General features: G+C 39.3%; 26 protein-coding genes. 9 read left to right on the top strand and 17 right to left on the bottom strand.

Annotation, left to right across the window (positions count from 1 at the left end; genetic code table 11):
• Positions 1-9 precede the first annotated feature (9 nt).
• The 4 genes from frr to rpsB form a co-directional block, all read right to left on the bottom strand.
• Positions 10-567: a ribosome recycling factor gene (gene frr / locus N7931_RS08860; protein ID WP_262793468.1), complete on the bottom strand. Its 558-nt coding sequence runs from the start codon at positions 565-567 to the stop codon at positions 10-12.
• Between the two features lie 21 nt (positions 568-588).
• Entirely contained in the window at positions 589-1338 is a 750-nt protein-coding gene (pyrH, locus tag N7931_RS08865; RefSeq protein WP_262793559.1) for a UMP kinase, read from the bottom strand.
• Positions 1339-1405: 67 nt separating this feature from the next.
• Complete coding sequence (gene tsf / locus N7931_RS08870) at positions 1406-2257, bottom strand: translation elongation factor Ts (protein WP_262793469.1); 852 nt, start codon at positions 2255-2257, stop codon at positions 1406-1408.
• Between the two features lie 110 nt (positions 2258-2367).
• On the bottom strand, positions 2368-3096 hold the full coding sequence (gene rpsB, locus N7931_RS08875; RefSeq protein ID WP_262793471.1) for a 30S ribosomal protein S2: 729 nt from the start codon (positions 3094-3096) through the stop codon (positions 2368-2370).
• Positions 3097-3318: 222 nt separating this feature from the next.
• On the opposite strand from rpsB, the gene map reads away from it, so the two are divergent.
• The 3 genes from map to dapD are packed head-to-tail and all read left to right on the top strand — an operon-like array spanning position 3319 to position 7621.
• Positions 3319-4137: a type I methionyl aminopeptidase gene (gene map, locus N7931_RS08880; protein WP_262793472.1), complete on the top strand. Its 819-nt coding sequence runs from the start codon at positions 3319-3321 to the stop codon at positions 4135-4137.
• 25 nt (positions 4138-4162) lie between these two features.
• Positions 4163-6793: a [protein-PII] uridylyltransferase gene (gene glnD / locus N7931_RS08885; RefSeq protein ID WP_262793473.1), complete on the top strand. Its 2631-nt coding sequence runs from the start codon at positions 4163-4165 to the stop codon at positions 6791-6793.
• Between the two features lie 3 nt (positions 6794-6796).
• Positions 6797-7621 carry a 2,3,4,5-tetrahydropyridine-2,6-dicarboxylate N-succinyltransferase gene (dapD, locus tag N7931_RS08890; protein ID WP_262793475.1) on the top strand — a complete coding sequence of 275 codons (825 nt, stop codon included), beginning with the start codon at positions 6797-6799 and terminating at the stop codon, positions 7619-7621.
• A 172-nt stretch (positions 7622-7793) separates the two neighbouring features.
• Here the strand turns inward: dapD and N7931_RS08895 are convergent, their stop codons facing one another.
• The 3 genes from N7931_RS08895 to N7931_RS08905 all read right to left on the bottom strand — a co-directional run bounded on the left by N7931_RS08895 (position 7794) and on the right by N7931_RS08905 (position 9708).
• Positions 7794-8294 (bottom strand): YcgN family cysteine cluster protein, encoded by a 501-nt coding sequence (locus N7931_RS08895; RefSeq protein ID WP_262793477.1) that lies wholly within the window; start codon positions 8292-8294, stop codon positions 7794-7796.
• A 90-nt stretch (positions 8295-8384) separates the two neighbouring features.
• The gene (locus tag N7931_RS08900) at positions 8385-9422 is read right to left on the bottom strand and encodes a lytic transglycosylase domain-containing protein (protein ID WP_262793478.1); all 1038 of its coding nucleotides are present in this window, start codon (positions 9420-9422) and stop codon (positions 8385-8387) included.
• Positions 9415-9708, bottom strand: coding sequence for a YcgL domain-containing protein (locus N7931_RS08905; protein WP_262793479.1), 294 nt, complete (start codon positions 9706-9708; stop codon positions 9415-9417). Before N7931_RS08905 ends, N7931_RS08900 begins: the two co-directional genes overlap by 8 nt.
• Positions 9709-9934: 226 nt before the next feature.
• Between N7931_RS08905 and minC the strand changes: the two genes are divergently transcribed.
• The 4 genes from minC (at position 9935) to folE (ending at position 12644) form a co-directional block, all read left to right on the top strand.
• Positions 9935-10672: a septum site-determining protein MinC gene (minC, locus tag N7931_RS08910; protein WP_262793480.1), complete on the top strand. Its 738-nt coding sequence runs from the start codon at positions 9935-9937 to the stop codon at positions 10670-10672.
• Between the two features lie 14 nt (positions 10673-10686).
• Positions 10687-11496, top strand: a complete 810-nt coding sequence (minD, locus tag N7931_RS08915) for a septum site-determining protein MinD (RefSeq protein WP_262793482.1) — start codon at positions 10687-10689, stop codon at positions 11494-11496.
• Positions 11497-11502: 6 nt separating this feature from the next.
• Entirely contained in the window at positions 11503-11766 is a 264-nt protein-coding gene (minE, locus tag N7931_RS08920) for a cell division topological specificity factor MinE (protein ID WP_262793483.1), read from the top strand.
• Between the two features lie 236 nt (positions 11767-12002).
• The gene (folE, locus tag N7931_RS08925; protein ID WP_262793485.1) at positions 12003-12644 is read left to right on the top strand and encodes a GTP cyclohydrolase I FolE; all 642 of its coding nucleotides are present in this window, start codon (positions 12003-12005) and stop codon (positions 12642-12644) included.
• 99 nt (positions 12645-12743) lie between these two features.
• Here folE and ligA read toward each other — a convergent pair whose 3' ends face one another.
• The 9 genes from ligA to ffh all read right to left on the bottom strand — a co-directional run bounded on the left by ligA (position 12744) and on the right by ffh (position 21431).
• Positions 12744-14783, bottom strand: a complete 2040-nt coding sequence (gene ligA / locus N7931_RS08930; protein WP_262793486.1) for an NAD-dependent DNA ligase LigA — start codon at positions 14781-14783, stop codon at positions 12744-12746.
• 16 nt (positions 14784-14799) lie between these two features.
• A complete protein-coding gene (locus N7931_RS08935; RefSeq protein WP_262793487.1) occupies positions 14800-15252 on the bottom strand; it encodes an EVE domain-containing protein in 453 nt (150 codons plus the stop codon).
• 116 nt (positions 15253-15368) lie between these two features.
• Positions 15369-17027, bottom strand: a complete 1659-nt coding sequence (gene fadD / locus N7931_RS08940) for a long-chain-fatty-acid--CoA ligase FadD (RefSeq protein WP_262793488.1) — start codon at positions 17025-17027, stop codon at positions 15369-15371.
• 138 nt (positions 17028-17165) lie between these two features.
• Positions 17166-17798 carry a DNA-J related domain-containing protein gene (locus N7931_RS08945; protein WP_262793489.1) on the bottom strand — a complete coding sequence of 211 codons (633 nt, stop codon included), beginning with the start codon at positions 17796-17798 and terminating at the stop codon, positions 17166-17168.
• A gap of 56 nt (positions 17799-17854) precedes the next feature.
• The gene (gene rplS / locus N7931_RS08950; protein WP_316250573.1) at positions 17855-18211 is read right to left on the bottom strand and encodes a 50S ribosomal protein L19; all 357 of its coding nucleotides are present in this window, start codon (positions 18209-18211) and stop codon (positions 17855-17857) included.
• Positions 18212-18223: 12 nt separating this feature from the next.
• Positions 18224-18991, bottom strand: coding sequence for a tRNA (guanosine(37)-N1)-methyltransferase TrmD (gene trmD / locus N7931_RS08955; protein ID WP_262793491.1), 768 nt, complete (start codon positions 18989-18991; stop codon positions 18224-18226).
• Positions 18992-18994: 3 nt separating this feature from the next.
• Positions 18995-19525 carry a ribosome maturation factor RimM gene (rimM, locus tag N7931_RS08960; protein WP_262793493.1) on the bottom strand — a complete coding sequence of 177 codons (531 nt, stop codon included), beginning with the start codon at positions 19523-19525 and terminating at the stop codon, positions 18995-18997.
• 20 nt (positions 19526-19545) lie between these two features.
• Positions 19546-19794, bottom strand: a complete 249-nt coding sequence (gene rpsP / locus N7931_RS08965) for a 30S ribosomal protein S16 (RefSeq protein WP_262793495.1) — start codon at positions 19792-19794, stop codon at positions 19546-19548.
• Between the two features lie 257 nt (positions 19795-20051).
• A complete protein-coding gene (gene ffh / locus N7931_RS08970) occupies positions 20052-21431 on the bottom strand; it encodes a signal recognition particle protein (protein ID WP_262793497.1) in 1380 nt (459 codons plus the stop codon).
• A 277-nt stretch (positions 21432-21708) separates the two neighbouring features.
• Between ffh and N7931_RS08975 the strand changes: the two genes are divergently transcribed.
• Together N7931_RS08975 and N7931_RS08980 are read left to right on the top strand one after the other, a co-directional pair.
• Positions 21709-22497, top strand: a complete 789-nt coding sequence (locus tag N7931_RS08975) for an inner membrane protein YpjD (protein ID WP_262793498.1) — start codon at positions 21709-21711, stop codon at positions 22495-22497.
• Between the two features lie 74 nt (positions 22498-22571).
• The gene (locus tag N7931_RS08980; RefSeq protein ID WP_262793499.1) at positions 22572-23855 is read left to right on the top strand and encodes an HlyC/CorC family transporter; all 1284 of its coding nucleotides are present in this window, start codon (positions 22572-22574) and stop codon (positions 23853-23855) included.
• A 76-nt stretch (positions 23856-23931) separates the two neighbouring features.
• Here the strand turns inward: N7931_RS08980 and csrA are convergent, their stop codons facing one another.
• Positions 23932-24126: a carbon storage regulator CsrA gene (gene csrA / locus N7931_RS08985; protein WP_262793501.1), complete on the bottom strand. Its 195-nt coding sequence runs from the start codon at positions 24124-24126 to the stop codon at positions 23932-23934.
• Between the last annotated feature and the right edge of the window lie 139 nt (positions 24127-24265).

Below are 24265 nucleotides of genomic sequence, written 5' to 3' on the forward strand. Positions count from 1 at the left end.
CTTTATTTATTATATTTCTAATAATTCTTTTTCTTTATCAGCTAATACTGCATCTACTTGCTTGATAAATTCGTTGGTAATTTTTTGGATTTCGTCTTCTGATTTTTTAGCTTCATCTTCAGAAATTTCTTTATCTTTTAATAAAGACTTCACATCAGAGTTTGCATCACGACGAATATTACGAATAGCAACCCGGCCACCTTCGGCTTCAGCACGTACCACTTTAATTAAGTCTTTACGGCGCTCTTCTGTCAATGGTGGTAATGGAATACGGATCATAGTACCTGCAGAAGAAGGGTTTAAACCTAAATCAGAAGTTAAAATCGCTTTTTCAACCGCCTGAATTAAACTCTTATCAAATACACTCACAGCTAATGTACGTGAGTCATCAACCGTTACGTTACCAACCTGATTTAATGGTGTATCCACACCATAATAAGGAACCATAATCGTATCTAATAAACTAGGGTGTGCACGACCGGTGCGAATTTTAGCCAGTTGATTTTTTAATGCATCAACGCTTTTACCCATGCGCTCTTTGGCGTCTTTTTGAATGTCATTTAACATGGCAATGCTTCCTAATAATAATTAATTAATGGCTTCTAAATTTTCTGAGTGATCAATTAATGTGCCTTCAGTTTCACCCATAATAACACGACGAAGCGCGCCAGGCTTATTCATGTTAAATACACGAATAGGCAAGCTATGGTCTCTAGCTAAAGTAAATGCAGCTAAATCCATTACTTTTAATTCTTTTTCTAACACTTCCTGATAGCTTAACTGATTATATAAAGTTGCTTCTGGATTTTTTTCAGGATCGTCAGAATACACACCATCTACTTTAGTGGCTTTTAATACTGCATCGGCTTCGATTTCGATGCCACGTAAACATGCAGCCGAATCAGTTGTGAAAAACGGATTACCTGTACCTGCTGCAAAAATAACGACTTTACCTGCTTTTAATAAACTAATCGCTTCTGCCCAGTTATATGTATCACAGACACCGGTTAATTCAATTGCAGACATAAGACGAGCATTCACATAGGCACGATGCAAAGCATCTCTCATTGCTAAACCATTCATTGTGGTTGCTAACATACCCATGTGATCGCCGACTACTCTGTTCATTCCGGCTTTAGCAAGACCAGCACCACGGAATAAATTACCACCACCAATTACGATCCCAACTTGAACGCCATATTCGACAAGCTCTTTAATTTCCTGAGCCATGCGATCTAAAATTTTAGGGTCTATTCCAAAGCCCTCGTCACCCATTAAGGCTTCACCACTTAACTTTAATAATACTCGACGATATTCAGTTTTAGGATTCATATTCATTTCCATTAGTTGGCAAAAATTGGTTGGCAAAAAGAAGCCGCGACCAGCGCGGCTTATCAGGTAAAACTTATTGGCCTCTAGCAGCAGCCATTTGAGCTTCTACTTCAGCAGCAAAGTCTTCTGCTTTTTTCTCAATACCTTCGCCTACTTCTAAGCGAACAAAAGAAGAAACGCTTGCGCCTTTCTCTTTAAGCATTTGACCTACAGTTTGCTTAGGCTCCATGATGAAAGCTTGACCCGTTAAAGAAACTTCACCAGTGAATTTCTTCATACGACCAGCTACCATTTTTTCAGCGATTTCTTGAGGTTTACCTTCATTCATCGCGATTTCAATTTGGATTGCCTGTTCTTTTTCTACTACTTCAGCAGGTACATCTTCAGGGTTTACGAACTCTGGCTTACTTGCAGCAACGTGCATTGCAACGTGTTTTAAAGTCTCAGCTTCGCCAGAACCTGAAACAACAACACCAATACGCTCACCGTGTGTATAGCTAGCTAAAGCAGAACCTTCAACGTATGCTACACGACGGATATTGATGTTTTCACCAATTTTTGCAATTAAAGCAACACGTGTTTCGTCAAATTTAGCTTGTAACGCTTCAACACTTAATTGCTCAGCAATCGCAGCATCTGCAACTTGGTTAGCAAATGCTAAGAAGTTACCATCTTTTGCTACGAAGTCAGTTTGACAGTTTACTTCAACTAATGCAGCAACACCGTCTTTTTGTTTGATAATAATTGTACCTTCAGCCGCGATGTTACCTGCTTTTTTAGCAGCTTTCGCTTGGCCGTTTTTACGCATGTTTTCGATTGCTAATTCAATATCGCCATCAGTTTCAACTAATGCTTTTTTACAATCCATCATGCCAGCGCCAGTGCGCTCTCTAAGTTCTTTTACTAGAGCAGCAGTAATTGCCATTTTGATTAATCCTCGTTAAATATTCGCCGTTTACTTATCTGGTTACGTATCTTAATAAACAGGGGCTAAAGCCCCTGTTTTAAATATGACATTCCAGTGTTACAACAGAATTATTCAGTTTCTACGAAACCGTCTTTTTCTGCTTGAGCTTCCAAGTTGTTCTCTTTACCTTCGTTAACTGCGTCTGCAGCTGCGTTTAAGTAAAGTTGGATAGCACGGATAGCGTCATCGTTACCTGGAATTACAAAATCAACACCGTCTGGGTTAGAGTTTGTATCAACTACAGAAATCACTGGGATACCTAAGTTGTTAGCTTCTTTAATTGCAATGTGCTCGTGATCAGCATCAATAACAAAAATAGCGTCTGGTAAGCCGCCCATGTTTTTGATACCGCCAAGGCTTAACTCTAATTTTTCCATTTCACGAGTTAACATTAAAGCTTCTTTTTTAGTTAACTTGTCAAATGTACCGTCTTGGCTTTGAGTTTCAAGATCTTTAAGACGCTTGATTGATTGACGAACTGTTTTCCAGTTAGTCAACATACCACCTAACCAACGATGGTTAACGTAATACTGGTCACATTTTAAAGCAGCTTCTTTAACTGACTCACCAGCAGCACGTTTAGTACCAACGAATAAGATTTTACCTTTACGTGAAGCAACTTTAGATAACTCAGTTAAAGCTTGGTTAAATAAAGGTACTGTTTTTTCAAGGTTGATGATATGAATTTTGTTTCGCGCACCAAAAATGTAAGGTTTCATTTTTGGTTCCCAGTAACGGGTTTGGTGACCAAAGTGAACACCGGCTTTAAGCATGTCGCGCATTGAAACGTTTGGCATAATATTCCTCATTTAAATTGGGGTTGAGCCTCCACATACCCGCTGTATCCGACCGGCTAAAAAGCAGGCACCCCGGACAACGTTGCAGCATGTGTGTGTGGTTAATTAAAAATTGTTTTGACAATTCATTTGCGTATTGTCGGCGCGCTTTATACCATAAGCAGCCTAAAACAACAATTTTTAAATAGACTGTTGTCGTAAAAAAACGATTGAGGCGCAAAATTGACTGCAATTATTAAAACCCCAGAAGAAATTGAAAAAATGCGTGTAGCCGGCAAAATGGCTGCCGAAGTGCTTGAAATGATTGGTCCTTTTGTAAAAAAAGGGGTAACTACTGAAACTTTAGATCGCATTTGTCACGAATATATTACTGAAAAACTAAAAGCGTACCCTGCTCCGCTGAATTATCACGGTTTTCCTAAATCGATTTGTACGTCAGTTAACCATGTTGTTTGTCATGGGATTCCTGCTGAAAAAACATTAAAAGATGGCGACATTATTAATATTGATGTGACCGTTCGCTACGATGAAAATTCACCAGATGATAAACATATAAATGGTTATCACGGCGATACCAGCAAAATGTTTTTAGTTGGGCCTTCAAGCTTAAAAACCCGTTTAGCTGAGCGTTTAATGCAAAATACTCAGGAATGCCTGTATTTAGCCATTGATATGGTAAAACCCGGTGTTTATTTAGGGGATATTGGTCATGCTATTCAAAAACATGCCGAAGCCGAAGGCTTTTCGATTGTACGTGAATACTGCGGACATGGCATAGGGCAAGATTTTCATGAAGATCCACAAGTACTGCATTATGGAAAACCCGGAACAGGTCCTGTGTTGGAAGCAGGTATGTGTTTAACCATTGAACCTATGGTTAATGCCGGTAAGCGCCAGACAAAATTGTTAAAAGATGACTGGACTGTGATTACAAAAGATCGTAGCCTGAGTGCCCAATGGGAACATACTCTGCTTGTGACTGAAACAGGGTGTGAAATTTTGACCCTCAGAGAAGAAGAAACCATTCCACGGATTAGATAATTCTAACAACAGCAAAGTGAGCATAGTGAGCAGTCATCAATTTTATATAGAAAAAATTAAAAACATTGATTCGTTAGATAATATTAGCGCATTAAGGGAACTGGTAGACGAATACCATGAATGGTTAATCAGCAGCTTTACCCAACAACCGATTTCTAAACTGGTACTTGGCAGAGCATTTTATGTTGACAAACTGATTCAGCGAATGTGGCAAATATTAAAATTGGATCAAGCTTGTCAGCTATGCTTATGTGCTGTTGGCGGTTATGGCCGTGGTCATTTAAATCTGCATTCAGATATAGATTTATTAATTTTATCCGCTAACCCGATTGATACCGAGTGCCAGCAACAAGTTAGTCAATTTGTCACCGCATTGTGGGATCTAGGGTTAGATATAGGACAAAGTGTTAGAACCGTCAAAGAGACTATTCAACTGGCTCAGGAAGACATCACGATTGCCACTAACTTGCTCGAATCGCGTTTATTAATTGGCGATAAAGAGGTTTTTAACCAGTTAAACGAAAAAATCAGCAGCAAACGTTTCTGGCCCAGTGTTAAATTTTACAAAGCTAAAGTAGAAGAACAGCAAGCCCGTCATAAAAAATTCCACGATACCAGCTACAACTTAGAACCCAACTTAAAAGAAAACCCCGGCTGTTTACGTGATATTCAAAACATTGGCTGGATAGCCAAAAAACACTACAAAGTATTTGATGGCGATCAGTTAGTTAAAAAAGATTTTATGACTGCAGAGGAACTACGCGAATTACAAGACTGCCGCGAGTTTTTATGGCACATGCGATTTGCCCTACACATGGCCGCTGGACGTAGTGAAAACCGCTTGTTATTTGAATACCAGCCAGAAGTTGCCAATTTATTAGGTTATGGCGATAACAAAGCCGCCGTTGAAACCATGATGAAACGTTTTTTTGTGATGGTTCGCCGAGTCGCTGAGCTTAATCAGGTATTATTACAATATTTTGCGGATGAATTTGTGATTCGTTTTCGCCCGTGGAAACGAAAAAAACTATCCGAAGATTTTGAAATTACCAATGGCTTATTATTAGCCCGTCATGAAGAAGTTTTTGAAATGCCTGCCGGTGTGTTAAATATGTTTTTAACCATAGCTAACGCCAAAGGTATTACAGGGATTCACTCAAGTACATTACGTTTGCTCAGAAATGCCAGACGTAAATACGAAACGCTTGAACTTTGCCAGCTTGAAAGCTGCCGTAAAATATTTATGGAGCTATTAAAGCACCCTAACTTTTTTGGATTAAGCTGGCAGCTTATGCACAAACATGGCGTTATGGCCGTTTATTCACACGACTGGGCGCATATTGTTGGTTTAATGCAGTTTGATTTATTTCACAGCTATACGGTAGATGAACATACTTATCGGGTTGTCCGCAATGTATTTAGGTATACCCAAGCTGAATACAAAGACGATTTCCCACGCTGCACCTCAATCTGTAATAACTTTCCTAAGCTGGAACTGTTATATATTGCCGCTATTTATCATGATATTTGTAAAGGTAAAGGCGGCGACCATTCAGAGCTTGGCAGCGAGGCTGTGCGCGATTTTTGTAGACTGCACGAAGTATCTGAAAGTAATACAGATTTAGTCGCTTGGCTGGTTGAAAACCATCTGTTAATGTCGGTTGTTGCTCAGCGTAAAGATATAAACGATCCAGAAGTTATTGCTGATTTTTGTGACCGAATTTACGATGAAACCCATTTGAATTTATTATACGCCCTAACCTTAGCAGATATTCGAGCAACTAACTCAACACTGTTAAACGAATGGAAAGCATCTTTATTAAAACAGCTCTATATCGGCACATTAAATGCGCTACGCAGTGGTTTAGAAAAACCGGAAAGTAACGAAGTTCAAGAGCAAGAAAGACGTCAAGATGCATTTGAGCTGTTAACTAACTCTAAATTTACTTCAGCAGAAATCAATCAGCTTTGGCAGACATTTCCGCCGGAATATTTTCTGCGTTATAACTCAGAACAAATTGCATGGCATACCCAGTCCATTTTAAAAACAGCTACAGATAAGTTAGTCGTTGGGATCAGTAACGAGATCCATCCGGGCGGCACTGCGGTATTTGTATTTCATAAAGACCAAGATTATTTATTTGCCAGTATCTGTTCATCCCTTGACCGTAAAAATTTCAATATTCACGATGCAATCATCATGAATACCAAAGACGGTTATGCAATGGATACTTTTATTGTATTAGAAGATGACGGTAATCAAGCAGCCAAAAAACGCTTTAAAGATATTCAGGATGCGGTTAAAGAAGCAACCAAGTCACAGTCCGAGCCAAGTGTACCAAATCGTATCCCTCGTTTGATCAAACCGTTCCAAATACCCACAACAATTACTTGGGTTGAACATAAAAACGACAAACGGAGCCGAATGGAGCTAGAAGCACTTGATACCCCAGGTTTACTGGTTAAAATTGGCAGAGTGTTTTTTAATAACAATATTACGATCCATGCTGCTAAAGTTGCAACGATTGGCGAAAGAGCTGAAGACTTTTTCGTATTAACCAATAAAAGCGGTGAGCCATTAACTGATGATGAAAAGTCAACAGTTGCTGATGAACTCAGAGCAGCATTACAAATTAATCCTTCAAACAAGAGATAAGTTATGTCTGATATTAAAACTATCATTGAAAGCGCATTTGAAAACCGCGCTGAAATTACCCCAGCAACAGTTACAGCAGAAGTTAAAAGTGCTGTAGAAGAAGCAGTTGCATTATTAGATAGCGGTAAAGCCCGCGTTGCAGAAAAAATTTCGGGTGAATGGGTTGTTCATCAATGGCTTAAAAAAGCAGTTTTATTGTCTTTCCGTATTCGTGACAATGCACCAATTGCTGGCGGCGAAACTCAATACTACGACAAAGTAGATATGAAATACGCAAGCTACACAGCTGAGCAATTTAAAGCTGACGGCGTACGGGTTGTACCACCTGCGGCAGTTCGTAAAGGTTCATTTATTGCTAAAAACACAGTATTAATGCCATCTTACGTAAACATTGGCGCGTATGTTGACGAAGGCTCAATGGTTGATACCTGGGCAACTGTGGGTTCATGTGCACAAATCGGTAAAAACGTTCACTTATCTGGTGGTGTTGGTATTGGTGGTGTTTTAGAGCCATTACAAGCAAACCCAACTATTATCGAAGATAACTGTTTTATCGGTGCTCGCTCTGAAATCGTAGAAGGTGTTGTGGTTGAAGAAGGCTCAGTCATCTCAATGGGTGTTTACATTGGCCAAAGCACTAAAATCTTTGACCGTGAAACAGGTGAAGTAACTTATGGCCGCGTACCAGCTGGCTCTGTTGTTGTATCTGGTTCATTACCATCAAAATGTGGTACTTACAGCTTATATGCAGCGGTAATCGTTAAAAAAGTTGACGAAAAAACACGCTCTAAAGTAGGTATTAACGAATTATTACGTAGCATCGATTAATTATTTACTCGAGAAATGAAATCTAAAAAGCCCGCCACAAAAATGGCGGGCTTTTTGTTTTCACCTACATACGGCGGGGTAAAGTATTAATTTAATAGTTGTAATCAGCATCATTAAAACAACCTGAGGTTCACACTTTGCTAAGTAACTCCCCTGTTATTCACAGTCGATATTACTCTATTTCATTCAGCGGCCAGACAACAATATAGTCTTCAAAAAAATCTAAATCGACTTCGTTATCTTTAATTACTTTTCCGCGAATAGACATGCCTGCTTGATGCATTTTAGCTTTTTTACCTTTATTAAGCAGTGGGTGCCAGCTTGGTAACCCTTTGCCTTCTTCTAATCTACGGTAGCTGCAACTGGGTGGCATGTAAAAAATGTCGTCTAAATTTTTAGGGGTAAGTTCTACACAATCTGGTACTAATTTACGACGCTTGTCGTAAACCGTGCAGCCGCAGGTTTTATCATTTACGTACTGGCATACTATGTTAGTGTATTCGAGCGTTTCGCCGTCGTGGATCTGGTGGGTGGTTTCTAAATCTTCTACTTGATCATCAGCAATAAATTTATGCAGGCAACACTTGCCGCAACCGTCACAAATTTGTTCCCATTCGCTGCGAGTCATTTGTTCCAGTGTTTTGGTTTGCCAAAATGGTGCTTGCTGTGTCATAAGTAGGTCTTAAAATAAAAATGGTCTGTTAAAACGCTATTTTAACAGACCATTTATGCTCAAGCTACTTAGCTGAGGTTTAATTAGGCGTTATTTAATGGCTGGGTAACCAATGCGATCGGCTAATACACCAACTGACGATACAAAATAATAAGAACGGTTCCAGTGCATTAAGACTTTGTAGTTATCGTAAGCTAAATAAATGCGTCCTTTTGGTCCGTCTGGCTGTACCATTGCTGCTTCAATATCAACAACAGGTAAATCGCTGCCATCCATTCGGCGCACACCACGTTTTTGCCATTCACTTAAACTCGCTTGGGTTTCTTGCCAGCTTTTTAACCATGCGCTACGACCGTTTGTTTTGGTTGGAATAGCATAATCAAAATTAAAGTTTTCCGGCACTTTTACTTGGCGTCCCCAAGTGAGGTCATTATTCCAGCCTTCTGAGCTTAAATAATTAGCTGCACTGGCAAATACATCGGCTTTGTTTTTCCAAACGTCTTTAATGCCGTCACCATCAAAATCGACCGCATAGGCTTTAAATGAGCTTGGGATAAATTGTACCTGGCCAATCGCGCCTGCCCATGAGCCTTTTAGTTGTTCAAGGCTGGCATCGCCATTTTTAACTATGTCTAATGCATCCCATAATTGCGCTTTAAAAAAAGCGCTGCGGCGTTTGTCGTAACTTAATGTTACTAATGATGAAATCACTGGCATGGTACCCTGATATTTACCAAAGCCACTTTCAAGTGCCCACAAAGCAACAATAAAGCGTGGTTGCACGCCGTATTTTTCACCAATTTTGTCTAATAAATCTTTATGATTTTTATATTCTTCGCGCGCTTTTTTAACTGTCCAGTCGGTCACTCGTTTAGCTAGATAAGTTTCTAATGTTTCTACAAATTCTGGCTGGCCTCGGTCGGCTGCAATCACTTTTGGTTTAAATTTAATATCTGCGAAAGCTTGCTCAACCATATTTGTGTCGTAGCCTTTTTCAATGGCTTCTGCTTTTAAGTCAGCAACAAACTGGTTAAAGTGGGCTTCATCGGCAGTAAAGTCAGTTTGGGCATACGCCGGACCAAAACTTAACCCTGCGGCAACTAAAGCGGCTTTAATGAGTTTATTCATTCACTTGTTTTCCTTGTTTTTTTAAGATGGCTTTGTGCTCGTCTAACAGGTTTTCTTTTGGCGGCGGCATTTGCAAAAAGAAACCTTTTGCCAGCAGTTCAGCTTTTACCTTATCAATGTCTGCAATAGCGAGCGAGGTGCGTTTGGCTAAGTTGAGAACTAATACAAATTCCGGCGCACCAAATTTTTCTAATAAAGGCTCCGGCACATCACCAAATTTATCCCGCTCACGAACATATAAATAGCTATCTTCTAATCGTCTACTTTTATAAACAGCACAAAGCACAGTTTTCACCTTCTAAAATTTGATCTTAAATTTGCTTTTTATCAGCAAGTTTTTATAACCGCTCATCTTGCCTTAAAATAACCTATCTATAAAGAGATAAATACTTGCGTTCGCATAAAGCGCGCTATAACATGCCGTTATTACACTTATACCAAATTGTTTTATCCGCAAAAAATAAATCAATTTGAGTTGCAAAGCTGATTATTAAAAATTCTTATAAAAATTTATGTCTGAATCAAAAATTGAATTAAAAGGCAGCAGTTTTACTTTATCTGTACTGCATATTCAAAATGGCGACGTCGCCGAAATTATCCAAGCCCTTTCTGCTAAAATACAGCAAGCTCCTTCGTTTTTTAAAATGGCACCTATTGTAATTAATATTGCTCAATTAGGTGATGATCTTGAGCTTGATTTTAGCGCTTTAAAACAACAAATTGAGGCGTTGGAATTAGTTGCAGTGGGTGTGTCTGGTGCAACTGAGCAACAAAAAATAGCCGCTAAAGCAGCCGGTTTAGCTTGTTTAACTGAGTCTAAATCATCTGCTCCGCAAACTAAAACCAGTGCCGATGGCAAAACTCAAGTAAGATACGAAAGAGTTGAAGTACCGGTTGAAGTAAAAGTGCCATCTTATATGCCAGCTAAAATTGTGCGTCAAAATTTGCGCTCTGGTCAGCAAATTTATGCTCGCGATACAGATTTAGTGATTATAGGTGCGGTTAGCCATGGCGCAGAAGTTATTGCAGATGGTAACATACACGTTTATGGATCGCTCAGAGGCCGCGCGATTGCAGGTGCACAAGGCGACTCATCGGCACGAATTTTTGCCAATAAATTAGAAGCAGAATTAGTGAGTATTAATGGTCATTATTGGACCAGCGAACAGCTTCAGCAACAAAGCTGTGATGGCGCTGGTTTTGTATTTTTAGACGGCGAGCAATTGGCCGTTTCCGATTTAGAAATTTAGTTAGGGAGTGAGCAATGGCTCGAATTATTGTTGTTACCTCAGGTAAAGGCGGCGTAGGTAAAACTACATCGAGTGCGGCAATTGGTACAGGACTGGCATTAAAAGGCCACAAAACTGTGATTATCGACTTTGATATTGGTTTACGTAACCTTGACTTAATTATGGGCGTAGAGCGCCGCGTAGTATACGATTTTGTTAATGTGATTAATGGCGAATCAAACCTCAACCAAACACTAATAAAAGACAAACGTGTTGATGGTTTATATATTTTACCGGCCTCACAAACTCGTGATAAAGATGCTTTAACCCGCGAAGGCGTTGAAAAAGTATTAAATGAATTATCAAAAACATTTGATTATATTATTTGTGACTCACCCGCAGGGATTGAAGCCGGTGCATTAATGGCACTTTATTTTGCTGATGAAGCCATTGTGGTGACCAACCCAGAAGTTTCGTCTGTACGTGACTCTGACCGAATTTTAGGTATTTTAGCCTCTAAATCGCGCCGCGCAGAAGACGGTAAAGATCCGGTAAAAGAGCATTTATTATTAACCCGTTATAACCCAGGTCGGGTTGAACGAGGTGATATGTTAAGTGTGGAAGATGTAAAAGAGATTTTAGCGATTAAACTCATTGGGGTAATTCCTGAATCTCAAGCTGTATTACGTGCTTCTAACTTGGGCGAACCCGTTATTTTGGACGAACAAAGTGATGCCGGACAAGCTTACCTTGATACGATAGAACGTTTATTAGGAAATAAAATTGATTTCCGTTTTATTGAGGAAGAGAAAAAGGGTATTTTCAAACGTTTATTCGGAGGTTAAAGGATTATGTCGCTACTGAGTTATTTTAAACCAAAGAAACAAACCGCAGCCTCGCAAGCCAAAGAGCGCCTGCAAATAATTGTTGCCCAGCGCCGCCGGGCAGACAGTTCAAGCAATATGCTAAGCGAAATGGAAAAAGATATTTTGGAAGTTATTCGTAAGTATTACGACAATATCGATCCTGACGCGATTTCTGTTCAGCTTGAACAAAATGAAGATGATTTATCTGTGTTGGAACTTAACGTTACCCTACCGGATGATAAAAAATAATCGCCTACCCTGTTTAAGCTAAATTAAGCTAAACAGGGTATTTTCCTGCCTGCTTTTATTCTGCTGCTTGATAAGCTTTCAACTCATTTATGAATTTTTTTAGATCCAATCTGCCCGACTTGTTGTATATTACGTAATTGAATATTTTTATAAGTAACCTGAATTTTTAAGCCCTATTCAGGCTAAATAACCTGTAAAAGCAAGTTAGCATTACCTAAGATTGAACGGAGTACATTATGCTAAGTAATGAGGCTAAACTCGTACAAAAAGCATTAATTGAACACAAATTAGAAACCCCAAGTGTTGAGCCTAAACTAAGCAGCACTCAAAAGATTGAAACCATTGAGCAGCTAATGACTCAGGTTTTGCAAACGCTTGAGCTGGATTTAACAGACGATAGTTTAGCCGATACACCAAAACGTATTGCCAAAATGTACGTTGAAGAAATTTTTAGTGGTTTGGATTACACACAGTTTCCAAAAATCACCACCATTGAAAATAAAATGCAAGTGGATGAAATGATTAAGGTGGACGAAATCGCCGTTAACAGCACCTGTGAACACCATTTTATTACCATAGATGGACTTGCTAAAGTAGCTTATATTCCCGCAGGAAAAGTCATTGGATTGTCGAAAATAAACCGGATTGTTAAGTTTTTTGCCCGCCGTCCACAAGTTCAAGAAAGATTAACTCAACAAATTTTAGTTGCGCTACAAACCTTGCTTGAAACCGATAATGTAGCCGTCAGTATTAAAGCAACTCATTATTGTGTTAAAGCACGCGGTATTATGGATATGAGTTCAAAAACCCAAACGACAGCTTTAGGTGGCTTGTTTAAAACCAACCCAAGTACACGTAGCGAGTTTTTAGCAAAATAACAACAGTTAAATTTGCTATTCTGGCAGCTAAACCGGCCTACCGTTATACCCAATAATTGTAGGCCGCGCCGCGTAAAGTGTTAGCTTCCCAAATTAAATTTAAAGCACACCATGTTCGGTTAACAGTGCGGTTAAATCATCTTCGGTTAATATCTCAATCCCTAAATCCTGAGCTTTGGTTAACTTTGAACCTGCGCTTTCACCTGCCACTAAATAATCTGTTTTAGCCGATACACTGCCGGTTACTTTTGCCCCTAAACCTTGCAAATAAGCTTTAGCATCGTTACGTCCCATCGTGCTTAAGGTACCAGTTAAAACAAAGATTTTGTCTTTTAATGGTTGTTCGTCGGCTGAAACCACTTCGATTTGTGGCCAGTTAATACCAGCAGCTAATAAATCTTCAATCACAGTTTGGTTATGCGCTTCAGCAAAAAACGAAACTATATGCTCAGCAACCACTTGGCCGACATCGTTTACTTCAATTAATTGCTCAAAATTTGCAGTTTGCACCGCATCCAAGGTCTTAAAATGTAATGCTAAATTATTAGCTGTTGCTTCGCCTACTTCACGAATACCGAGTGAATATAAAAATTTAGCCAGTGTCGTTTGTTTCGCTTTTTCTAAAGCATTGACTAAATTTTCTGCCGATTTTTGTCCCATTCGCTCCATTTGAGCAATTTGTTCTGCGGTGAGCTTAAATAAATCGGCTGGCGTTTTTATCATCTCTAAATCAACAAAAGCTTCCACCAATTTATTGCCTAAGCCATCAACATCCAGCGCTTTGCGCGAAGCAAAATGTTTAATCGATTCTTTTAGTTGAGCACCACAAATTAAACCACCGCTACAACGAGTAACCGCTTCATTTTCAATTCGCTCAACATGCGAGCCACAAACCGGACACTCTGTTGGAAAAACAATATCCGTTAACTCTGCATCGTCCCGTTTTTCTTCTACAACCGAAACAATTTGAGGAATTACATCACCAGCTCGGCGAATAATGACAGTATCACCAATTTTAATTTGTAAGCGTTCAATTTCATCCGCGTTATGTAAAGTCGCATTTGAAACGGTTACGCCACCAACGGATACAGGCTGTAAACGTGCAACCGGCGTAATTGCCCCGGTGCGGCCAACCTGAAATTCAACATCTAATAATTGGGTGATTTCTTCCTGCGCCGGAAATTTATGAGCAGTTGCCCAGCGCGGCGCTCTGGCGACAAAACCTAATGTTTGTTGTAGTTCAATTGAGTCAACTTTATAAACAACACCATCAATTTCATAAGCGAGTGAGTTTCTTTGTTCGCCAATCCATTGATAATATTCAGCAAGTTGCTGGCAGCCTGTTACTTTTTTGATTACAGGACAAACCGGTAAACCCCAGTCTTTTAGCTGCATCATGCGCGCAAAATGTGAACTGGCAATATTATCTTCTGGCTCAAAATACCCTACAGAATAAGCATAAAAAGCCAAAGGTCTGGCTGCGGTTATTTTTGAGTCGAGCTGACGTAAACTACCTGCGGCAGCGTTTCTTGGGTTGGCAAAAACTTTACCGCCGTTTTCTTTTTGTTGTTGATTGAGTTTTTCAAAGCCCGCTTTAGGCATAAATACTTCACCACGGACTTCAAGCTCTGCCGGAAAATTATCGCCGCGTAATTTAAGCGGAATTGAACGAATCGTTTTAATATTATCCGTGACATTTTCGCCTACTCGCCCATCGCCGCGCGTGGCAGCCTGCACCAATTTACCGTTGCGGTACAAAATAGAAATGGCTAAACCATCTAATTTGGGTTCGCAGCTAAATTCAAGTGCTTGATTATTTTTGAGCCGGTCAAAAATACGCTGTTCAAACGCTTTTAATTCATCATCACTAAATACATTATCAAGCGATAACATAGGTACTCTGTGCTCAACTTGCTCAAATACACTCAGCGCCTGTCCGCCTACTTTTTGTGAAGGTGAATCCGGGCTTTGAAACTCAGGGTGCGCCTGCTCAAGGGCAATTAATTCGCGCATGACTCTGTCGTATTCAGCATCTGGTACACTTGGATTATCCTGCACATAATACTGATAGTTATAATCTTCTAATAAACGTCTGAGTTCGGCTATTTGTTGTTTGGTTTGATTTAAGCTGTCGTTCACTTAGGTTTCCTACGAGTTATTTTGCACGGGCGATAATAAATTGCCATTGTGGTTGCGTGACTGGCTGAACCGATAAACGGCCTTGTTTACAAAGCACCATATCTTCAAGTTCTGGCTGCTGTTTAATCCAGCTTAGCGGAATAATCCGGTTAAATTTTTGCTTAAATTTAAGCTGAAAACTATACCATTTGGGTTTTTCTTGGGTGGCTTTAGGATCAAATTTAGCGTGTTCGGGATTAAATTGAGCTTGCTCAATTTCACCATCACTGATGATTTCAACAATGCCTGCAATTCCGACTTGTTTACAAGAGCTATGATAAATAAAAGCAAAATCGCCGGTTTTGATTTGATCACGAATTAAATTGCGCGCCTGATAGTTGCGGATTTCGTCCCAGCAAAATGAGTCAACTTTAGCAAGATCATCAATTGAATATTCGTCCGGTTCGGTTTTTAAAAGCCAGTATGCCATAGCTGATTTGGTTCTTGGTGGAATTTGGCAAAGATTTTACCTTAAAAAAAAAGCTTGTTCAGCAGACATTTTAAGCAACTGAGCAAGCTTTCTACAATCCTACCAAAATAAAGGAATTAATCGTCTCTTAATTCTCTGCGTAGGATTTTACCCACGTTGGTTTTTGGCAATTCGTCTCTAAATTCTACTGCTTTAGGACGTTTATAAGCGGTTAGATTTTCTTTGCAATGGGCGATTAGCTCTGCTTCGGTTAAACTTTGATCTTTTTTAACCACAAAAATTTTAACGACTTCGCCGGATGCTTCATCTTTTTTGCCAACCGCAGCAACTTCCAGCACTTTTTCGTGCATCGCTACCACTTCTTCAATTTCATTCGGGTAAACATTAAAACCAGATACTAAAATCATATCTTTTTTACGATCAACAATACGGAAAAACCCTTTTTCGTCATATTCCGCCATATCACCGGTGCAAAACCAGCCATCTTTAATTGCTTCTGCGGTGGCTTCTGGTCGGTTAAAATAACCTTTCATCACCTGCGGCCCCTGCACTTGTAATTCACCTGGCTGATTAGGTCCAAGCTCATTGCCTTCATCATCCACAACCCGACAAACAGTTGACGGGATAGGCAAACCAATTGAGCCGTTATATTCTTTAATATTCAATGGGTTAATGGTCACAGCAGGAGAACATTCGGTTAAACCATAAGCCTCTAATAATCTTGTACCTGTTACTTTTTGCCAGCGCTCTGCCACTGGACGCTGCACTGCCATACCACCACCGAGTGCCAATTTAAAGTGCGAAAAATCCACCTCGGCAAACCCTTTCGCATTGAGTAAGCCATTAAATAAGGTATTAACCCCAGTTAATGCGGTAAATGGATGTTTATTCAGCTCTTTTACAAAAGCAGGCATATCCCGCGGGTTAGTAATTAACACATTGGTTGCGCCGTATTTCATAAAATTAAGGCAGTTAGCAAGCAAGGCGAAAATATGATAAAGCGGTAATGCGGTAATCACGGTTTCTTTGCCGTATTCAAGTGTGCTATCCAGCCAAGCGGCGGCCTGTAATAAGTTAGACAACATATTGCGATGCGTTAACATAGCGCCTTTAGCGACACCGGTTGTCCCACCTGTGTATTGTAAAAAAGCAATATCGTCAGATTCAATTGCAACCGGTTTAAACTGCCCTGCTTTACCTTGTTCAATCACTTGATTAAATGCAATAGCATTTGGCAGACTAAACGCTGGCACCATTTTTTTAATGTGTTTAACAACTTTATTAACGATAAAACCTTTTACACAGCCAAGTTGGTCACCGAGTTCCGTTAAAATTACATTTTTAACTTGAGTATCAGCAATCACTTTTTCAAGGGTATTGGCAAAGTTGGCAACAATCACAATGGTGGTGACACCGGCATCGGTTAACTGATGCTTTAGCTCTCTGGCGGTATATAACGGATTGACGTTGGCAATGGTGCAACCTGCTTTTAATGCACCAAATAATGCAATTGGATATTGCAATAAATTAGGCATCATTAAAGCTACTACATCGCCTTTACCTAAATTAAGTTGGTTTTGTAAATAACTGGCAAAAGCATCTGATGCCTGATCAAGCTGCTGATAACTGAGCGACTTGCCCATGTTTATAAAAGCGGTTCTATCTGCAAAACGTTTGCAGGCTTCATCCATAACGTCAATCAGATTGGTATATTGATCCGGATTTATCTCTGCCGGCACACCTTCGGTGTATTGCTCTAACCAAATTTTTTCCATTGGATGGCTCCACAATTTAATAATCTAACAGGCAGCGACAGTGAAAAAATTGTATTCGCCTAATCGCTAACAAAGTGTAATTAAGATGTTATTTATTGCTAAAGTATTACAGCATAACACTGAATAATCAAACACTTATTATTGTAATTTTTGCTGTTTAATAACTCGGTAAGCCCAGTTGATTTGCTGTAGATCGGCCACTTTTCCACCTTTATCCGGATGGTGTAAATGACATAATCTTTTATAAGCTGATTTGATGGTTTGTTGATCATTTTGCGGTGAGGTTTGCAAAATATGATGGGCCTGATTTACTTCGGTTGGAGTGAACTGAGGTTGGGTAACTTGCGCCCAAAAATCATCCAGCATTTGATTCACCGTTTCAGTTTCGGTATTAATCAAATGATTTAAATCAAGATAATATGTTTGTAATTCATCTTGGCGGGTAACTTGACTCAGACTTTGTTGCTCTGCACGCGGTACAATTTTTATTTTTGCTAAACCGATTTCTAAATCAATTCCATGCACTGCACAGTTTTGTTTTAACTGGTACAAACTATGATACAAAATAAAATGTACCTGAAATAAAGCCAAAGTATCGTCTAATTTATAGCAAGGTAATAATTGATAAGGCGGATTTTGCAGTTGGCGAATCAGCTCGATTTCACTGAAGGAATGTTGCGCAGGTGCGAGATTATTCACAAATAGAATATCACCTAAAGCAAGCTGAATTTTGGCAGATAAGTTTTTAATTTGCTGAATAGATAACTGCATAACACGTTAAATTAGCCATTAAAAAAGGCCCGCAATTGCGAGCCTTTTTCAGCCAATTATTTCTTAGCAAGCTTCTCTTTAATACGAGCTGCTTTACCAGTTAAGCCACGTAAGTAGTATAATTTCGCTTGACGAACATCACCACGACGCTTAACTTCAACTTTCTCAACTAATGGGCTGTAAGATTGGAACACACGCTCCACACCTTCGCCACTAGACATTTTACGAACTGTGAAAGAAGAGTTTAAGCCACGATTTCTTTTAGCAATTACAACACCTTCATAAGCCTGTAAACGCTCGCGGTCACCTTCTTTTACTTTAACACTTACTACAACTGTATCACCAGGAGCGAAAGCTGGAAGCTCCTTAGTCATTTGCTCTTGTTCGAGCTGTTGAATGATTTTACTCATAATAAACCTCTTTACCTAGAATGCACTGCCGTTCTTGCCGTTTTGAGTTTGAAAAGCTTTCAATAACTCAAGCTGCTCATCAGTCAGAGCTAGGGTTTCAATTAAGTCTGGGCGTCTTAACCAAGTCCGGCCTAATGCTTGTTGCAATCGCCACTCATCAATCTTTTTATGATTTCCACTGAGCAATACTTCAGGTACTGCTTTACCGTCTAGTGTCTCCGGTCTGGTGTAATGTGGGCAGTCCAATAATCCATTTTGAAATGAATCTTGCTCTGCTGACAACTCGTGTCCCAATACACCCGGTACTAAACGGGTCACTGCATCAATTAATGTCATGGCAGGCAATTCGCCGCCACTTAATACATAATCCCCAACCGACCATTCTTCATCAACTTCAGCTTCAATCAGCCTTTCGTCAACGCCTTCATAGCGACCAGCAATTAACAGCAATTTAGGTTGTTTAGCCAACTCAGCAACTGCATTTTGATCCAGCTTTTTGCCTTGTGGCGAAAGGTAAATCGTTTTGACACCCTCGCCCGCTTTAGCTTTAGCGGCTCTAATTGCATCTTGCAGTGGCTGTACCATCATGAGCATCCCCGGTCCGCCACCATAAGGTCTGTCATCAACAGTCTTATGTTTATCGTAGGCAAAATCTCTTGGATTCCAACGATGAAACTCAAACAAGCCTTTTTTTACAGCCCGACCTGTTACCCCGTATTCGGTAATTGCGTCAAACATTTGTGGAAAAAGGCTTATCACCCCAATCCAATTTAATGCTGGCATCAATTAAAAATCCGCGTCCCAGTCAACTGTAATTTGCTTTGCATCTAAATCAATTGATTTGATGACTTGGTCTTCAACCAATGGAATTAAACGCTCATTAATTGAAAACGCATCATTCGCATTAGCTTTAACCACCAACACGTCATTTGAGCCAGTTTCTAATAAAGACTGTACAGTCCCCATATTGTAACCTGTTGTATTAACAACAGATAAACCAACTAAATCACGCCAGTAGAATTCATCTTCCGATAATTCTGGAAATTGCTCAGGGGATACACAAATATCCATACCTGTTAGCAATTGGGCTTTTTCTCGAACATCAACGTCTTCTAATTTGACGATGAGTCCTTTGTTATGTCGACGCCACTCGACAATATTTACTGTTTGCCACAACTTACCTTTTCCGATAGTCCAAGGGTTGTAGCTAAAAATGTTTTCGGGTTCATCGGTAAAAGATGACACTTTTAACCAGCCTTTAATGCCGTATACCGCACCAAGACGACCTACAACAATTTTATCTTCTGGTTGGGCCATATCTTACTCAAATCACCAAATTAAGCCGCTTTACGAGCGTCTTTAATTAAACTTTTTACACGATCAGTGGTTTGCGCACCTTGCGAGATCCAATGATCAACGCGTTCCAAGTCAAGACGTAAAGTTTCTTCTTGACCACGAGCAATCGGGTTAAAAAATCCAATACGCTCAATGAAACGACCATCGCGAGGGCTACGGCTGTCCGCTACTACTACTTGGTAGAAAGGACGCTTTTTAGAACCACCACGAGATAAACGAATAGTTACCATATCGTACCCATAGTTGATTAGTTAAAAAATAAATAATAATTGGCTGCTTTTCGACCTTGGAATGACCCTAGTTCGAAAAGCCCGTGAATTTTACACATATTCGGGGGTAATGCAACTTAAAAGCCATGTAATGACTGAGGTTTTGCCCAAAAAATACGCTTTTTGTGCAATCTAATAAACAGGATAAAAACTTTGTGAGGATAATAAACAAAATGCAGCGTTTAAGCTGCATTTTAAATAAAACTAAAATCTAGCAATTAACGGCCACCAAACATGCCACCCATTCCACCCGGTGGCATCATGCCTTTCATACCGCGCATCATTTTCATCATGCCACCTTTACCCGACATTTTTTTCATCATTTTCTGCATTTGGGTAAATTGCTTTAATAAACGGTTTACGTCTTGAATTTGTGTACCTGAACCGGCAGCAATACGCTTTTTACGCGAGCCTTTAATTAAATCAGGGTGACTTCTCTCTTTTGGCGTCATTGAGTTAATAATCGCTTCCATTTGCACAAATTGTTTGTCGTTCACTTTATCTTTAACATTATCCGGCAAATTACTCATGCCAGGTAATTTGTTCATCATCGACATCATCCCGCCCATATCACGCATTTGGGCAAGTTGGTCGCGAAAATCTTCTAAGTCAAAGCCCTTTCCTTTTTGAACTTTGCTCGCCAGTTTCATGGCTTTGTCTTTATCTACTGTACGCTCAACTTCTTCAATCAGCGACAGCATGTCACCCATGCCTAAAATGCGTGACGCAATTCGGTCTGGATGGAAAGGCTCAAGCGCATCAGTTTTTTCACCAGTACCAATAAACTTAATCGGTTTGCCTGTAATATGACGAATAGATAAAGCTGCACCACCACGCGCATCACCATCGGCTTTGGTTAAAATCACCCCACTTAATGGTAAAGCTTCGTGGAATGCTTTGGCAGTATTAGCCGCATCCTGACCTGTCATTGCGTCAACAACAAACAAGGTTTCAATTGGATTAACCGCTTGATTAAGTGCTTTAATTTCATCCATCATGTCGCTGTCTACGTGCAAGCGACCTGCGGTATCTAAAATAACAACATCAAAAAACTGAAGTTTGGCGTGTTTGATTGCGCCATTGGCAATATCAACCGGTTTTTGTTCAACTGAACTTGGGAAAAAATCAACGCCGATATCAGAAGCAAGTGTTTCTAACTGTTTTATCGCTGCTGGACGGTAAACGTCGGCACTGACAACTAATACTTTTTTCTTTTCACGTTCTTTTAAAAACTTAGCCAGTTTACCAACAGAGGTCGTTTTACCTGCACCTTGCAAACCCGCCATCATAATCACGGCTGGTTTTTGAGTTGCTAAATTAAGTGCCTCGTTAGCTTCACCCATAGCGGCGACTAATTCAGCATTTACAATTTTTAAAAATGCCTGACCCGGATTTAAGCTTTTATTAACTTCTAAGCCTAATGCTTTGGTTTTTACGTTTTCAATAAATTGTTTAATAACGGGTAAAGCAACGTCGGCTTCTAATAAAGCCATACGAACTTCACGCAGGGTTTCTTTTATATTTTCTTCGGTGAGGCGACCTTTACCTGTGATATTTTTTAGTGTTTGACTGAGGCGGTCTGATAAATTTTCAAACATATTAATTGATTTCCTACCGGCCGATTTTCACTATTTGTGTCGGCCTATTTTTGACAAATTGGAATTAACTCTAAAAAATTGTTGGCATTATATACTTAAACAAAGCCCAGATGCGAGTTAAACAACGATTTAGCACTTGTACAAGTTCAATCAAAACCGTTAAAGTACGCTTTTAAATACCCATACTTAGATTAGATGAATATCAGGCAATTTTTGGTTAAAATAAGCCAGTTTTAATTTTGCCAATAATAAAGTAATAAATAACAAAGGATTCAAGATGAGTTTTGCGCCTGTGGCGATTGGCTGCTATTTAGTCAGTTCAATTGGTCTGCTCTTAGCATTATTTAATAAAAGAACCATCAATCTGTTAAGTTTAACAACCATTGGCGTTTTCGGTTTGTTTTTTCACAGCATTTTTGTTGGTCAGCATTATCAGTTAAATGATGAGCACGCGTATTCTATTATTTTGGCAACCAATGTAGTCAGTGCGACTGTCACATTAATTGCATGTATGTTTGCTATTTATAGTCGTAACTACTTTGCTTTACCGGTTTGTTTATTATTTACCGCTGCTATTTTATTGCTCAGTTTATTTATTCCAATTGAACAAACCAGTGTAACCACTTGGACGGTTGAAATGCTGGCTCATATTAGTATGGCGATTATTAGTTATGGCATTTTATTAATAGCAACCTTATTAGCTATGCAATACAGCATTATTTCAGGGCGTTTAAAGCACCATGATTTATCGGTCCTCTCACTCCCGATGCCATCGCTAGATGCAATTGAAAAACAAATTTTTACTTTGCTTAAATTTGGCTTAATTACTTTAACCATATCAATTGCAACAGGTTTTGTATTTTTAGAGCACTTTATTGGCTCAGGACAAGCACATAAAGTGGTACTAACTTTACTTGCTTGGTTATGTTTTATGTGCATTTTAATCGGCCACTTAAAACTAGGTTGGCGTGGTAAACGCATACTGGTTTTAAGTGTAACTGGCAGCGCGTTATTAACTTTAGGTTATTTTGGTTCTCGTTTAATTAAAGAAATAATTTTACGATAACGCTTGACTCTAAGCTGTAGAGTTCATATTTATATGGCTGAATTTATTTCAAACTAACAAAATAGGATTAACTGTTGGACGATATATCCACGAGTACCTTATTTATAATACTAGCGGTACTCATTATTATTTCTGCATTTTTCTCAAGCTCTGAAACCGGCATGATGTCTTTAAATAAATATAAATTAAGACATCTTACACAAAGTGGTGATAAATCAGCTAAACGTGTACAAAGCCTGTTAGAAAAACCGGATCGCCTGATCGGTCTTATCTTAATCGGTAATAACTTAGTTAATATTTTTGCCGCCTCAATTGCCACCTTTATTGGTATTCGATTATTAGGCCAATATGGTGAAGCGTTAGCAACCACAATTTCGGGTATTGTATTAACGGTTGTCATTTTAATTTTTGCGGAAGTAACGCCAAAAACACTGGCGGCTTATTTTCCAGAAAAAGTAGCTTACCCTGCCTCTATTATTTTAGGGGCTTTACTGATCCCGTTTTATCCTTTTGTTTGGGGTTTAAATCAAATCACTAATGGGGTTTTAAGACTATTCAGAATTAATCTGGATAATCGTCAGGATTCATTAACCCATGAAGAATTACGCAGTGTAGTAAACGAATCCGGCGCATTAATTCCTCGCCGTCACCGCGATATGTTATTAAGTGTATTAGATTTAGAGAATGTCACGGTTGAAGACATTATGGTGCCGCGTAACGAAATTGCTGGCATTGATATAAACGATGACTGGAAAGATATTGTAAAACAACTCACTCACGGCACGCATACCCGCATTTTATTATACCGGGATACGATAGACGATGCAGTTGGTTTTGTGCATTCGCGCGATGTTTTACGTTTATTAAGTAAAACCAAATTTTCTAAAGAAACTTTATTACGTGCGGTCAGAGAAATTTATTTTGTACCGGAAGGCACGCCACTAAACGTTCAGTTACTTAAATTTCAGCGCAATAAAATCAGAATTGGTTTAGTCGTTGATGAATATGGTGATATTCAAGGTTTAATCACACTAGAAGATATTTTAGAAGAAATTGTGGGCGACTTTACAACCACAATGGATCTGCCAACTACGAATAATGTTAAACAGTCCGATGGCAGTTATTTAATTGAAGGCAGCAGCAATATCCGTGATTTAAACAAACAGTTTAAGTGGAAACTACCTGAAGATGGCCCAAGAACGCTTAATGGCCTGATTTTAGAGCACTTAGAAGAGATCCCAACTGAAGCCTTATGTTTACGCCTGTATGGTTATCCGGTAGAAGTATTAGAAATTAAAGATAACATGGTTAAGCAAGTTAAAGTGATGCCTCATTTATATAAGCGCAGACGTAGTTAAGCTATACCTGCTAGCTCAAATAACACCCACAAAAAAACCGGCGATTGCCGGTTTTTTATGCTGAAAAGAATTTTAATTAATAATCTGAATTGCCAGATGATTGATTCTTCTCTGCTTGTATTCTCATATAAATTTCTTCACGGTGAACCGAGATCTCTTTAGGTGCATTTACACCAATTCGAACTTGATTACCTTTAACACCTAACACAGTTACAGTGACTTCGTCACCAATCATCAGTGTTTCACCAACACGTCTGGTTAAAATTAGCATATTGTGCAGCTCCTATTCCTATTCCTAAACCGTCAACAGCGGTTGCACCTAGTGCTAAAGTTAGCTCAAATTATCTGAAAAACCAGTGTTTTTTTGAAAATCCCACAAATAAATCAGACAAAAAAGGTACAACCAAAGA

It is taken from the genome of Catenovulum sp. 2E275 (assembly GCF_025515275.1).
Classification (GTDB): domain Bacteria; phylum Pseudomonadota; class Gammaproteobacteria; order Enterobacterales; family Alteromonadaceae; genus Catenovulum.